Source organism: Psychrobacter sp. L7, assembly GCF_002810365.1.
Classification (GTDB): Bacteria; Pseudomonadota; Gammaproteobacteria; order Pseudomonadales; family Moraxellaceae; genus Psychrobacter; species Psychrobacter celer.
The window spans coordinates 82,278-96,835 of the sequence record NZ_NEXR01000009.1 but is presented as its reverse complement, the minus strand read 5'-3'; the positions used below and the strand labels follow the sequence as shown (position 1 = coordinate 96,835).

Below are 14,558 nucleotides of genomic sequence, written 5' to 3'. Positions count from 1 at the left end.
TAGGTTAATACGACATGTCATCAACGCCGCTGGGTCATAAATATCAGTAGCAAAAACACCAAGCCGCCCGCCAGCTCAATCACCACGGATAACACTCCCGCCATACCCAGTACTTGCTCAAACAGCGTCTGACCGAGGACCAAACAAATCATCGCCACCAAACTGACCAATATCAGGCGCTCGCTATGATACATATGCCGTGCGATGCGATTGGTCAAGGCGCAGACCAGCAAGCCAAAAAAAGTCACCGGCCCGACCAGTGCCGTGGCGGTGGCGACCAATACCGCAATGACCGTCAACAGCCCAAATGCGAGGCGTTGATAATTAATGCCCAAATTAATCGCTTGCGCCTTACCGAGCATCAAGACATCGCATTGATAGCGCCAGCGCCAAATACACAGCGCGCTAATGGTGCAAATAATGAAGCTGATCCCCAATAGCTGTGGGTTGATGGTATTAAACTGCGCGTAACTGGCCGACTGTACCACGACAAAATCATCAGGATTAATCAGGCGCGCAATCAATGCCGATAAGCTGCGAAACAACACCCCAAAGATAACGCCCACCAATATCAGCCGCGTCAAATCCTGACTGCTTTTTGAGAACAGAACTCGAAACAATAATAATGATGCGCCAAACATCAGGACAATCTCAAGGGCGAATTTGGCAATAGGATTGATGCTGGTAAAGCTCATCGCCCCCAAAAAAAACACCAATAAGCTTTGTAGCAGTATATATAGAGAGTCAAAGCCCAGTAGAGAAGGGGTCAAAATAGGATTGTGCGTTAAGGTTTGGAAGAGCAGAGTCGATACGCCAATCGCATAGCCGACCACCATGAGCGCCAGCAGTTTTTTACCTCGTAGTGGCAAGGCAAAGTCCCAATGACCATTGACATTGAGCGTCAAAAATAGCGTCATCGAGATCAGCAAAATAACAGCGGCAATCGACTTTGGGTGATTACTGATCCATGCCCAAAGCTGCTCCAAGCGACTCTGGGTAGAGGGGGCTGCGTGGCTCTCGTTATCTAAATTATTATTTTTTAAACGATGTTTCGCTGAGTCAGTCTTTGTAGAGCGGCCAGTTATAGAGCCATGCTTAGAGGGTGAAAACATACGTAAATCCTACTATGCTACCTGTAATAGTAACAACGCCACACTTATCTAAGCAGACAACAGGACGAATAAATAAAGAAAAGGGTCGATGGTGGTGAGTCAGCTGCTTGATGGCCAGATGCGTTATTATGCGCTACATTGTTATGAGGTGCCTTATTACAAAACGCCTTATTACAAGACGCTTTATCGCTCAGCAGGCGCGCGCAATAACAACCATAAAAACAGCACCGTGCCGACCACACCAAACACCGTGGCGACCGGCACTTCAAAGGGGTAGCGGATAGAGCGCCCGATGATATCGCAGAGCAATACTGCCGATGCGCCCAGTAGCGCGACAGCTGGCAAGCTACGGCGCAGTTTATCGCCCATCAGCCGACTGACGATATTGGGCACCACCAAGCCAATAAAAGGAATCATGCCTACCGTCACGACGACGACCGCGCTCATCATCGCCACCATACCGACGCCAAGCCAAGTGACCTGCCGCTTACTAATGCCTAAGTTCAGCGCGATATTATCGCCTAGCCCAACGATGGTTAGCTTATCAGCGATGATATAAGCCAGCACGCACAGCGCGCCCGTTAGCCATAGCAGCTCATAACGCCCTGCCAAAACGCCAGAGAAGTCGCCAAATTGCCAAACGCTAAGCATCTGTAGCGTCTCGGTCTGATAGGCGATAAAGGTCGTCACCGCCTCGATGATACCGCCAAAGACGATACCGATGAGCGGAATCATCAAAAAATCCGTCGGCGGAATGCGGTGAATAAGTAGCATAAACAGCATCATGCCACCGACTGCCGCAATGGTGGCGACACCCATTTTGACCAGTAGCGCACTGGCAGGGAACAGCAAGCTGACGACCAGCAATCCCAGTGCTGCGCTTTGGGTGGCCCCTACCATCGATGGCTCAACAAAGCGGTTTTTTAGCACCACTTGCATGATCATCCCTGCCACCGCCATGGCGACACCAGTCAAAATAATGGCAATGGTACGCGGTATGCGGCTCACCAGTAGTAGCGAGCTGTCTGAGTTGGCGCTATGGTTGATGAGGCTATGAAAAATACCAGACCACGAAAAATCCGCCACTCCAATGGACAAACTTAATAACACCAAAAGCCCCATCATGATGAGGCTGGCTGTGTTGATAAGCCATGGCGGTATGGCCGCATGCCGACGCGTGTGGCTCAGAGCCTTGCTGCCGCTTTGCCAAGGTGATGATGTGGGCAAAGCGGGACTGGTCTCAAGACTATTGGCGCGGGTCTGGGCACGCGATGAAAATAACGACATAACGGCTACTGGCTCATTAAATAATAGGTCAAAAAATAGCTGGTATGGTTGCCGCGTTTATTTTGCGCTTGCAAACGCATTTTTGATCGTGGTCAGATCTTGTATCCATTGATAATAACCACCAAAGGCGAGATAAGAATCTGGACTTAGATAAACCACTTGGTCTTTTTGCCACGCGGTGGTTTGGGCGACCAGCGGATTGTCTAAGACTGCTTTGGCACCCACGCTGTCTTCACCGATAGCGGCGCTACGATCGACGATGAATAGCCAATCAGGGTTGGTCTTTTGTAGATATTCAAAAGAGATCGGCTGGCCATGACGACCGTCTTTGATTTGATCATCAGCGATCGGCACATTGACGACATTATGAATAAACCCATAGCGTGAGTCAGCGCCATAGACAGACATTTTATTGCCATTGACCATCACCACCAGACCGGTGCCACTGTCTTTGGTGACCGCTTTGGTCTCTGCAATTAAGCTGTCGATATTGCCTTGTAATTTGGCTGCTTGCGCACTTTTACCAAACAGCGCGCCAAGATCGTGCAAACGCTGCTTACTCGACTCATAGATGTTGGCCGTGTCGATGGTCATATCTAGCGTTGGCGCGATGCTTGAGAGCGCATCGTATTTTTCGGCCATCCGCGAGCCGACCAAGATAGCTTGGGGCTGCATGGCGTTTAGAGCCTCAAGATCTGGCTCAAATACCGTACCCACTTCTTTTGGCTCAGGCTGCGTCTCTGAATGCAAGTTGTCCAAATGTAGGCCACTTGGCGCTCCATCGACAGCCACGTCCAGCGCCGCCAAATCCTGTAGCAAGGTCATGTCATAGACGGCCAATGGCGATGGATTCATTGCCAGATCGATATCCCCTCTGGCGGTATCGACAGTAATGGTATGTGTCGAGACAGCATCGTTATTGGCGACGTTTTCGGCATGGTCAGCGGTTGGGTTTTCGGTCTGAGCGTCCGCAGGCTCTGAGTCGTTGGACTCAGGAGAGCTGCAGCCTGCCACGCTGATCGTCGCGGCAAGGGCGGTGGCCATCGCCGTCCATAAGGGACGTTTAAAAAAAGTGCTAAAGAGGCGGTTGGATAATACAGTAGTAGACATAAATAACTCGGTAAATCAGCTGGGTGAGCGGTGTAGAGACAACGTAGTCAGCTTGTAAAATGTCAATGACGGTCTGAAAACCATCACAGTCACCACACGGCTCATATAAAAAAAGAGCTGGTTGCAGATGTATCACATAGGATGATAGGCAAGACGATGCTCAGCGGTATTATTATCGTTCGTACATTCACTATCCAAGCGCTCGTTGATGTTGATATTGTAAGTTAAGTGTACTCAAGCGGTCTTATCGGATAGATAATCGGTCATGATAAATTAATTGAGACTCATTATCAATATAAATGATAATGGTTTTTATTAACTTATTGCCAATTACAAATAAAACAAGCACGTTGTTTTATCGGGTACGACTGATTTAGGCTTTGGCTAATAAAATTAACACAATTTATTATTGATAATAATTATCGTTTGCACTATCATCTACACCATTCTACCTCGGTCACTGAATATTAGAGTGTTATGAGTTCAACGATTTTAGACGCGCCATCTCCCAAACTGACGCTCGCCGCTGTCGTGGTCGTCGTCGGCCTTCATGCCTTGACTGTCGCCGCGCTCGTAGCGATGAAAGCGCCTGAAAAACCAGTAGAAGCAAAAATTCAAACGCCGCCCATTGAGATAGAAATGGTGACTTTGCAAAAAGAGCCTGTCGCCGTGGTAGAGCAAGAGGCGCCAAAAGTGCAGCCAGCGCCGCCAAAACCTAAAGCCGTGCCTACCGTCAAGGCTCAACCAAAACCGATCAAAGAGCCGGTTATCAAAGAAAAACCGCCTAAAGCAACGCCACCAAAGAAAGCAACGCCGCCTAAAGAAGTAATAGAAAAGCAGCCTGACATCATCAAGACAGAAGCGCCAAAAACACCGGCAGCTGAGCCTAAAGTCGATACCCACGCGGCTGATGAACAACGCAGAACTGAGGAGCGTCGCAGAACTGAGGAGCGTCGTATAAAGGAGCAAGAACAGCAGAAGGCTGAGCAAGAAGCCCGTGATAGAGCAGCAGCGCAAGAGGCTGAGAGGTTGGCGGCAGAGAAAGCGGCTAGAGAAAAAGCAGAAGCACTGGCTGCCCAGCAAGCCGCGCAAAGAGCCGCTCAAGCAAAAGCTGCAGCAAGCAATACGCCAGTGAACTTTACTGCCAGTAATGCTGATTGGGCATCGCCGCCGAGATGGAGCTTTCCTAGGCGTGCTGCTCGAAATGCTCAATCAGGCGATACGTTTAATGTGGTGTTGGTGTTGAGGGTCAACAAGCAAGGCGGCATTGATAGTGTGCGAGTGTCGCAGCCGTCAGGCAATCCAAGTGTGGATAATGCAGCGCAGCGTCAAGTTCGCTCTGGCAAGTTTACACCCTTTACACAAAACGGCGTGCCCGTGGTGGGCAATGTAACACTAACAGTTAGCTACGCTGTACCTTAGCGCGCATTTTATTGAATTCATCTCATTAATTTTAAAAAATATTTATAATTTTATGATTCTTTATGATAAGGCTAGCTGTGATATACGCCGCGCTATCATAGGATGATATTAAACATTAAGGAGTCTGGCATGGACTTTATGCACTACTGGCAAATCAGCGACATGGTGACCAAAACCTTGTTTTTTTTGCTACTTATCTTGTCTGTCGTCTCTTGGGTAACGGGGATTATTCGCGTACTACAAAGCCGCAAACTGGCCGCTACTGTCGCAGACGATTTGAGTCAGCAGATTACCGCTAAGCAGCCTGAGCTGGCCGGCTGTGACACCGCGCAGCGTCGCCTAGTCACCGAGCAGACATTGCTCAAGCATATCGGCCGCTACCGCTTTGCCAGTGAGCGCGGCCTGCCTATCCTTGGCACGACCGCTGCGATTGCGCCCTTTATCGGGCTGTTTGGGACGGTATGGGGCATCTTTCATGCGCTGCACAATATCGGCATGACCGGACAGGCAGGACTCGGACAAGTGGCAGGGCCTGTCGGTGAGGCGCTGATTATGACAGGCCTTGGCATCGCGGTTGCCATCCCAGCGGTGGTGTTTTATAACCTCTCAGTACGTATCAATCGCCGAGTAATGTACCATGCCAATGACCGCGCCCATGATTTGTTGGCGACATCTGCTAAGCAGGTAGCGACCAATAGCCGTCCTAGCACTGTCACTGCGACTCAGGCCGCAAAAGATCAGCAGATCGCCCAAAGAGATGCGCCACACGCCACGCACTATCGCAGCTCAGCGCCATCGCAGGGCTAGTCGCTGCTGGGGCATAAAGGGGCAGCAGGGCGCCAAACGAGTACAAACGGTGCATCAATAACCAAACGTATTGAGGATAGTTATGGCATTTCAACTGGGTGATGATGATAGTCAGAGTATGAATGAGATGAACCTCATTCCGCTGATTGATATCATGCTGGTCTTGATGATTATATTTTTATTGACGGCGACGGTGCTCAATCCAGCGGTGCCATTGGACTTGCCAAAAACCAGCGCAGCAGTCACTGAGCCGCCACCAAAAGCCATTCAAATCAGCATCGATAAAGACGCGGGCATATTTTGGGACAGCGATCCAATTAGTATGGAGACGCTAGAGGCAAAGCTACAAGAGAAAAGTGCAACAGGCGAGGACCCTTCGGTGCAGCTACGCGCTGACAAAGACAGCAAGTACGATACCGTGGCGCAAGTACTGGCCGCCGCTAGCCAAGCAGGACTGACCAAGATAGCCTTTGTCAATGAGTAGCCTAATAAAGTAGGTCATATAAAGTAGGCGGTATAAAGTGCGAGTAAACGGGCAGTTATAGCAGCAGAGTGGCAAAAAGTAGCAGCGCGCCGATCAACAGAAAAACCACCAAAACAACAATAAGAAAAATCAAAATAATAAATGCTTTCTCCAGCCTCGCTCGGGTAACCTTGCGAGGTTTCCTTTATTTTGGGTTTGGTAGACCCTATTACCAAGCGTAACCAAAAGGACGATAACCATAGCCCAAGCGTCCAGACCCATAGCCGAATGGATAAGGCGTGCGCAGATAGTCGAGGTCGCGCTGACGAATATAATAGTAGCGCCCTTGCGAGTAGGCTTCTTCTAGCTTTTCAATGCCCTCCAACGGACAAACAGGCTGCCAGTCGTAGCCTTCGCGGCCCAACTTATAGGCGTTGAGCTCGGTGCAGTAGGTTTTTAGGCCTTGCTGGCGTCCTTGCTCCCATTGGATGCGATTGGGCATCGCCCCGCCGACGCTTGCGCATTGATTGGTATAGTGTCCAAAGTACGCGCCAGAGCGACCACGGATACCATCTGCGTAGCCGACCTCCTGCCAATTGCTGGCTTGACACTGCTGCGGCGTTAGACTCTGAGTCGTGGCGCAGCCTGATAGTAGTAGCACGGCCGTACCTATCATCGCCAAGCTCAGGCTTGCTCGGCTTTTTTGTATACCGCATCGACTGGTTTGTATATCGCTTGCTAGCGTGGCGACTTTGCAGCGTGATGCGTTGCTCGATGAGTTTTGCTGAAGAAGATAATTCATAATAAACCTGCGCGCGTTTAAAATTATGGTTTATCATAGCACCTTTTAGCGCCGCCAGCTTTTTGTATCTTGTGAGTATTGGTGTTTTTGTATATCGATAAGTAATTGATATACCAGTGAATCCATAAGAATGATAGCACGGAGGCGCGCTACAAGCATTTGCGACTATTGTGTATGGCTTGCTTGATTTTTAGGCGTTGATACGCATTATAAGTGTCTATCCGCGCGCTTTTTAGCCGCCAGTGGTGAGCGTTATATTTTTCATATCATTGTTTTTAGTCAAAAGGCCAGACCATCATGGGAATATTGATCGGCGTTATCATTGTACTATTTGTGTTAGGGAGTATGATGGCGCTCAAACCGAACGGTATTGATCAGCGCTTGGATAAGCTGCGCATGACAGCACGCCGCTTGCAGCTCAACCCAAAGCTGGTCAGTTGCCCTGATTGGATCAAAGGCCGTGACAACGAGTATGGCCGCGGCATGCTTGGGCAGTACTGCCTCATACTGGACGATATCCAGCTGCCCCATGCGCGCTATCAGGTGATTGATGGACAGTGGCGACCAGATAGTAGCTTTGTCGATACGAGTGCAGATGACAGCAAGCTTGTGGTGCCAAGTGCGATTCGCGCGACTCATAGCAAGCCTGTCATCAAACCGGCCAACTTTGCTTTGGATAAAGCGCCGCTGGACTTGCCTGCGAGCATCGAGCCTTTTGTCAAAGGGCTGTTGACCAAAGCCAATAGCATCGTGATTTACTGGGAAGATATCGCCTATGTGCGTCCAGCGACCAACCCCGCCTATCGACAAAAAATGATTGAGACTGATCTATTGGCCCTAAAGGCAAACCTAGACAAATGGGCGCGACAAATGCAAAAAAATCCCTAAAGCTGGTAAAGCAATTTTTCGTCTCCATTTAATAGCAATATGCAAGCACTTTTGGCAAACTCTCAGTCATTTGCAGTTGACAGCTTAATACTTAGCAGTGTAACGTCTTTATAACGTGCGCTTTGTATTATGGTTAGTGTTTGTTTCATAACCGTTTTTATTGGCAGCCATTACTACAATAAATCGCTGAGCGAATATACTTAGCTACCATAAATTGCCATGCTGCTGAATTTAAACCTACTTTTCATCTACTTATATTATGGTGTCGTCACATATGGCAAAAACCACAACCAAAAAAACTCCAGCATCCGCGACCGATAGCCCAAAAAAAGGCAAGTCGTTGGTGATTGTCGAGTCACCCGCCAAAGCAAAAACCATTAATAAATACCTTGGTGACGACTTTATCGTACGCTCAAGTATCGGTCATGTCCGTGATTTGCCCGTTAGTGCCAGTAAAAGTGCAAAAAAGACAACCGCTGCCAAAAAAGATGAGACGCTGAGCAAAGAAGAAAAAGCGCAGCAAGCACTGGTGCGCCGTATGGGTGTCGATCCAGAGCATGACTGGGCGGCCGTCTATGAAGTGCTGCCAAACAAAACCAAAGTCATCAAAGAGCTAAAAGCACTGGCCAAAGACGCTGACAAAATTTATCTGGCCACGGATATGGATAGAGAAGGGGAAGCCATCGCTTGGCATCTAAAAGAAGTCATCGGCGGCCCTGATAGCAAATACCAGCGTGTGGTTTTTAATGAGATTACCAAATCCGCCATTCAAAATGCGTTTAAAGAGCCATCAAAGCTCGATATCGACCGTGTCAATGCCCAGCAAGCGCGGCGCTTTTTAGACCGTGTCGTCGGCTTTATGGTATCGCCGCTGCTATGGCAAAAAATCGCACGTGGTCTGTCGGCGGGCCGTGTGCAGTCGGTTGCGATGCGCTTGGTGGTCGAGCGTGAGCATGAGATTCGCGCTTTTATTCCAGAAGAATACTGGCAAATTCATGCCGATACCCACGTTACTGCTAATAATGCCAAAGCACCGACAGATGCTGAACAAAGCTCGATTCGCCTAGAGGCGACCAAACAAGGCGGCAAAACGCTTAAGCTGGTCAATAAAGAGCAGACCGATAAAGTCTTAGCAGTACTCAAAACTAGCGATTTTATCGTCAAAGAGCGTGAGGAAAAACCCACGCAGTCGCGTCCGAGTGCGCCGTTTATCACCTCGACCTTGCAGCAAGCGGCCAGCACACGCTTAGGGTTTTCAGTGAAGAAGACCATGATTTTGGCGCAGCGCCTGTATGAGGCGGGGCACATTACCTATATGCGTACCGACTCGACTTTTTTGTCTGGTGATGCCTTGGCAGCTGTGCGTGGCTATATCGAAGACAGCTATGGCGATAAATATGTGCCAGAAAAACCAAATTTTTATGGCAACAAACAAGGCGCACAAGAGGCGCATGAGGCGATTCGCCCATCTAATGTCCATATGAAATCCACCCAGCTCAAAGGCGTTGAGCGCGATGCCATACGTCTGTACGAGCTGATTTGGCGTCAGTTCGTCGCCTGTCAGATGCTGCCAGCAAAGTATCTATCGGTGAATTTATTTGTGGCGGCAAGCGATATCGAGCTAAAAGCCCGCGGCCGTACCATGGTGTTTGATGGCTATACCAAAGTCATGCCGCCTGCCAAGACGGACGATACGCTACTGCCTGATGTCAAAAAAGGCGATCAGTTGACCCTAGATAAGCTCGACCCAAGCCAGCACTTTACCAAGCCGCCACCGCGCTATACAGAGGCCAGCCTTGTCAAAGAGCTGGAGAAAAAAGGCATCGGCCGTCCATCGACATATGCCTCTATCATCTCCACCATTCAAGACCGCGGCTATGTCAAGCTCGAAAACAAGCGCTTGTTTGCCGAAAAAATGGGTGATATCGTCACCGATAGATTGACCGCAAGCTTCCCAGACTTAATGGACTATACCTTTACTGCCGCGTTAGAGGACAAGCTAGATCACGTCGCAGAAGGCGATCAAGACTGGAAAGATGTGCTAGATAACTTTTATGGCGACTTTAAAAAGACGCTCGAGCGCGCCAAAGAAAAAGACGGCATGCGCCCCAATGACCCGACCGATGTGCCAGACGTGCACTGCGATATATGCTCGCGTCCGATGCAGCTGCGTACCGGCTCGACGGGGGTGTTTTTAGGCTGTACAGGTTATAACTTACCGCCAAAAGAGCGCTGCAAAGGCACCAAAAACTTGATGCCAGTCGAAGCTTTTGCCAATCTTGATGAAAGCGACGCGGCCGATGAAGTGGCGGAAGTCAAAGACCTGATGGAGAAAAAACGCTGCCCCAAATGTGGTACAGCGATGAACGGCTATATCGTCGATGGCGGCCTGAAACTGCATATCTGCGGTAACAATCCTGACTGCGACGGTTATATCTTAGAAGAAGGTAAGTTTGAAGTCCCAGGCTCAGATGCGCCAACCATTGATTGTGATAAGTGCGATGGACAAATGGAGCTAAAGACCGGACGCTTTGGCCCTTACTTTGCCTGTCAGCAGTGCGACAACACCCGCAAAGTGCTAAAAACCGGTGAAGCTGCACCGCCGCGTATGGATCCGATTCATCTGCCAGAGCTTAAATCAACCAAGCATGATGACTATTTTATCTTGCGTGAAGGCGCTGCAGGCATGTTCCTCGCCGCCTCAAAGTTTCCAAAAGTGCGCGAAACCCGTGCGCCCAAGCTGGCTGAACTGCGACCTATCAAGGATAAGATGGAAGATAAGTTCCAGTATCTGTTTGACGGGCCAGATGAAGATCCAGATGGCAATCCAACGATACTGCGTTGGTCACGTAAGAAAAAAGAGCAATACATCGGCTCTGAAAAAAACGGCAAAGCCACGCGTTGGGGTGTGTACTGGCGTAATGGCGAGTGGGTTGAGGAGTAATCAATATCAGTCCAAACGATAGCCAATCTTCGATACCGATACAGTGAGCGACCTGATAGCCGCGTATCTGATTTATTTGGATTCGATCATACCTTGCGATGTTAATGTCCATAAAAAAACCTCTTAGATGATCTAAGAGGTTTTTTATTAGCGAACGGCTATGTTTTACGACCGAACTACTGCGATTAGGTCTTTTCGATGATACCACATGCCACACGATCACCTGCATTACCCGCAGGCTGACTGGTATAATCATCAACCCCACTATGCACGATAAAGGCTAAGCGGTTGACACTGTATTTGCCAGCTTCTGCCGCAGAGATTTTTTTGTTGACGTAGTTGATGGTAGCAACGCCATCTTCGTTTGCTGTCAAGTTAGGCAGGTCGCCTGCATGGCCATTCATGTCATCAGGGTTTGAGTGCGGTTTGTTGTCTGGATTAAAGTGACCGCCTGCTGCTTTACCCATATTGGCACAGCTGCCTGTCTCGTGAATATGAAGCGATACGGTCTTACCAGGCTGCAAGTTCATCAGCTTACCATACACCTGTACGCCGCCATCTACTGGACGTAAGAATACTTGTCCGACTTCGTTTTGGTTACCAGCGACGGCTTTGATGGTAGATTTTAGTGCTGGCTGATTGACAGGATTGCCTGTTTGCATTTGACCTTCGACCGTTTGACAGCCAGTCATGGCAAGAGCCGAACCACATAGTAGCGCACTTGCAAGCATTGTCTTATTCATTATTCTCTCCATTTATATTTATTCGTTGTGATGAATGTCTATTGTTTTCTAAAAGTACTCATGTTTTCTGAGTATTTAAACACTGTACTCAAAAACTGTCCTCAAACACTGCTTAATTACTCAAGCATTGCTTAATGTCGCAATCAGTATAGCCAAGCATTAAATATAGTTATTCATCAAATGCGCAACAATCGGTTAATAAATGTAAGTATCGTATGGGTTTAAAAAGCATGAGGCAAAAAAACCGCCCATCATGATGATGAGCGGCTTTTTTATCAGGCTGGATTCATAACCAATCAAATCAGTTATGTAGCGCTTTGCCAGAGGTTTTATCGACCGTTACTTTGGCAGGCTTAAGCGGCACTGGCATACTGACCAGCGCTACTTTTAATATCTCATCAATTGTCGCCACTGGCTGAATGGTCAAGCCTTCTTTGACGTTGTCGGGGATATCAGCTAGGTCGCGCTCGTTACTCTCTGGAATCAACACATGCTTGATGCCACCGCGATGCGCAGCCAGTAGCTTTTCTTTTAGACCGCCGATGCGTAAGATTTTACCGCGCAAGGTAATCTCGCCTGTCATGGCAATATCCGGGCGAATGGCAATGCCAGTTAAGGCAGAGACCAGCGCTGTGGTCAGCGCACCACCAGCCGATGGGCCGTCTTTTGGCGTCGCGCCTTCTGGCATATGCACGTGGATATCAGTGGTTTTGACGGTCTCGTAGTCGATACCTAGGCTGTCGCCACGCGCCCGTACCACACTCATGGCCGCACGGATCGACTCTTTCATCACGTCACCAAGCGATCCGGTAAAGCTCAGCTCACCTTTGCCTTTCATGGCTACCGCTTCGATAGTCAGTAGCTCACCGCCAACTTGTGTCCAAGCAAGTCCCGTCACGCGGCCGATCTCAGGCTCTTCTTCTGCCAGACCATAGTCGTACTGATGGACGCCTAGATAGTCATCGATGTTTTTGTCATCGACCACCACCAGCTGACGCTCTGCTTTTTTCGGAGCGCGGGCGCCATGGGTTTCGACCGAGCCGCGTACCACTTTGCGGCAGATTTTATTGACTTCACGTTCAAGGTTACGCACACCGGCTTCACGCGTATAGCTACGCACGATGCTATGCAATGCCGCTTCGACAATCTCAATCTCGCCTTCTTTGAGGCCATTTTGCTTAATGGCTTTTGGTACAAGGTATTTCTGCGCGATGTTGACCTTTTCTTCTTCGGTATAACCCGGTAGACGAATGACTTCCATACGGTCCAGCAGGGCAGGCGGGATATCCATGCTGTTGGCCGTACAGATAAACATCACTTGCGATAAATCTAAGTCCATATCGAGATAATGGTCGTTAAAGGTATCGTTCTGTGATGGATCTAGCACTTCAAGCAAGGCTGACGCTGGATCGCCGCGGAAGTCTTGCGCCATTTTATCGATTTCATCGAGTAAAAATAGCGGGTTTTTGACTTCGACTTTGGCCAATGACTGGACGATTTTACCCGGCATCGCACCGATATAAGTACGGCGATGACCACGGATTTCTGCTTCGTCACGCACGCCGCCAAGCGCCATACGCACGAACTTACGACCCGTTGCACGTGCAATCGACTCACCCAACGAGGTTTTACCAACACCCGGAGGTCCGACTAAGCACAAAATCGGGCCGCGAAGTTTTTTCACTCGTGATTGGACAGCGAGGTACTCTAAGATGCGGTCTTTGACATCTTGCAAGCCGTAATGATCTTCGTCCAGCACCGTTTTGGCTTTATCAAGATTGATCGAAACCTTGGTCGTGGCGTTCCACGGCGTGTCCAAAATCCACTCAATATAGTTGCGCACCACTGATGATTCACTCGATGCAGGCGGCATCATTTTAAGTTTTTTTAGCTCTTGCTCGGCTTTTTTGCGCACATCTTCTGGCAAGTCAGCATCTTCTAGACGCTGCTCTAGCTCAGCGACATCATCTTCACCATCAAACGCGCCATCATTGAGATCTGATAGCTCGTTTTTGATCGCTTTCATCTTCTCGTTTAAGAAGTACTCGCGCTGGTTATCTTCCATCTGCTGACGCACGGCTTCTTGGATATCTTGCTCGATGTTTTGTTCCGCGCTTTGCTTGACGAGATATTCGGTCAAGGTATTGATATGGGTTTTGATATCGTCTTTTTCTAAAAACGATTGCTTGATCTCTAAATCCATCGATACGCGGGTCGAGATAAAATAGACCAACTCCAATAGGTCGTCGATACGCCCCGCCACGCGCGTCAGCTCACGCGCATTACGTAAGCGCGCATCCGCATAGCTCTCAAACAGGGTGGTCAGCGCTTGAATGGTGTTTTTTTGCTGGCTCTCATCCATCGCTACATCAAGGTCAGCGCGTTCAAACCGTGCCATCATTAGCGCATCATGGTTTTCGATCGTATCGACACGCGCACGGTACTGACCTTCGATCAGCACTTTAATGCAGCTCTCGTCGCTGTCATGCGGCATGGTGCTGACGATGCGGCACACGGTACCGTATTGATACAAGTTGTCTTGATCAATGTCTTCGGTGAGTGAGTCTTTTTGTGCCACGACCAGTACTTTGTTGCCATACTCCGCCTGCGCCAATTCGACGGCTTTAACGGAGGGTGCGCGGCCGACAAATAGGGCGATTTGCATGTGCGGATAGACCACCACATCACGCAGCGCCAATAGCGGCAAATATGCTTCTGCCGGTTTATCGTGATGCTCTTTTGCTGGATCTGCGGTCGCCGCGATACTCTCTTGGGTATCGTTTGGCGTATCGCCGTCAGTGGCTGCGGTCGAAACGTCGACATCGATGTCGATATTGTCTTGATCAATATTGTGTTCGCTCATATATTCCTTCCTCGTTCACCAGACTTGTAAAGTCAAGTTCGTGGTTCATGTTTAGATAAATGGTGCTGCTATACAAAATTGCAAGGCTCTATTGCCAACAGAAACGAGGATATTGTC

General features: G+C 49.1%; 11 protein-coding genes. 5 read left to right on the top strand and 6 right to left on the bottom strand.

The window, feature by feature from the left end; all coding sequences use genetic code 11:
- Nucleotides 1-20: 20 nt before the first annotated feature.
- From CAP50_RS09440 to CAP50_RS09430, 3 genes are all read right to left on the bottom strand, one after another.
- On the bottom strand, nucleotides 21-1,112 hold the full coding sequence (locus CAP50_RS09440) for an iron chelate uptake ABC transporter family permease subunit (RefSeq protein WP_100749826.1): 1,092 nt from the start codon (nucleotides 1,110-1,112) through the stop codon (nucleotides 21-23).
- A gap of 183 nt (nucleotides 1,113-1,295) precedes the next feature.
- A complete protein-coding gene (locus CAP50_RS09435; protein ID WP_156410090.1) occupies nucleotides 1,296-2,237 on the bottom strand; it encodes an ABC transporter permease in 942 nt (313 codons plus the stop codon).
- A 219-nt stretch (nucleotides 2,238-2,456) separates the two neighbouring features.
- Nucleotides 2,457-3,509, bottom strand: a complete 1,053-nt coding sequence (locus tag CAP50_RS09430; protein WP_100749824.1) for a siderophore ABC transporter substrate-binding protein — start codon at nucleotides 3,507-3,509, stop codon at nucleotides 2,457-2,459.
- Between the two features lie 477 nt (nucleotides 3,510-3,986).
- On the opposite strand from CAP50_RS09430, the gene CAP50_RS09425 reads away from it, so the two are divergent.
- From CAP50_RS09425 to CAP50_RS09415, 3 genes are all read left to right on the top strand, one after another.
- Nucleotides 3,987-4,931: an energy transducer TonB gene (locus tag CAP50_RS09425; protein ID WP_100749823.1), complete on the top strand. Its 945-nt coding sequence runs from the start codon at nucleotides 3,987-3,989 to the stop codon at nucleotides 4,929-4,931.
- 129 nt (nucleotides 4,932-5,060) lie between these two features.
- The gene (locus tag CAP50_RS09420) at nucleotides 5,061-5,738 is read left to right on the top strand and encodes a MotA/TolQ/ExbB proton channel family protein (RefSeq protein WP_100749822.1); all 678 of its coding nucleotides are present in this window, start codon (nucleotides 5,061-5,063) and stop codon (nucleotides 5,736-5,738) included.
- A gap of 82 nt (nucleotides 5,739-5,820) precedes the next feature.
- Nucleotides 5,821-6,222, top strand: coding sequence for an ExbD/TolR family protein (locus tag CAP50_RS09415; protein WP_100749821.1), 402 nt, complete (start codon nucleotides 5,821-5,823; stop codon nucleotides 6,220-6,222).
- 208 nt (nucleotides 6,223-6,430) lie between these two features.
- Here the strand turns inward: CAP50_RS09415 and CAP50_RS09410 are convergent, their stop codons facing one another.
- Nucleotides 6,431-7,003, bottom strand: coding sequence for a DUF2799 domain-containing protein (locus CAP50_RS09410; protein ID WP_241900729.1), 573 nt, complete (start codon nucleotides 7,001-7,003; stop codon nucleotides 6,431-6,433).
- Between the two features lie 297 nt (nucleotides 7,004-7,300).
- Here CAP50_RS09410 and CAP50_RS09405 point away from each other — a divergent pair, with 297 nt between their 5' ends.
- Nucleotides 7,301-7,891, top strand: coding sequence for a hypothetical protein (locus CAP50_RS09405; protein ID WP_100749820.1), 591 nt, complete (start codon nucleotides 7,301-7,303; stop codon nucleotides 7,889-7,891).
- Nucleotides 7,892-8,165: 274 nt separating this feature from the next.
- A complete protein-coding gene (topA, locus tag CAP50_RS09400) occupies nucleotides 8,166-10,835 on the top strand; it encodes a type I DNA topoisomerase (RefSeq protein WP_100749819.1) in 2,670 nt (889 codons plus the stop codon).
- Nucleotides 10,836-11,020: 185 nt separating this feature from the next.
- Here the strand turns inward: topA and CAP50_RS09395 are convergent, their stop codons facing one another.
- Together CAP50_RS09395 and lon are read right to left on the bottom strand one after the other, a co-directional pair.
- Nucleotides 11,021-11,578: a superoxide dismutase family protein gene (locus CAP50_RS09395; protein WP_075100559.1), complete on the bottom strand. Its 558-nt coding sequence runs from the start codon at nucleotides 11,576-11,578 to the stop codon at nucleotides 11,021-11,023.
- A gap of 301 nt (nucleotides 11,579-11,879) precedes the next feature.
- A complete protein-coding gene (gene lon, locus CAP50_RS09390; RefSeq protein ID WP_241900728.1) occupies nucleotides 11,880-14,441 on the bottom strand; it encodes an endopeptidase La in 2,562 nt (853 codons plus the stop codon).
- Between the last annotated feature and the right edge of the window lie 117 nt (nucleotides 14,442-14,558).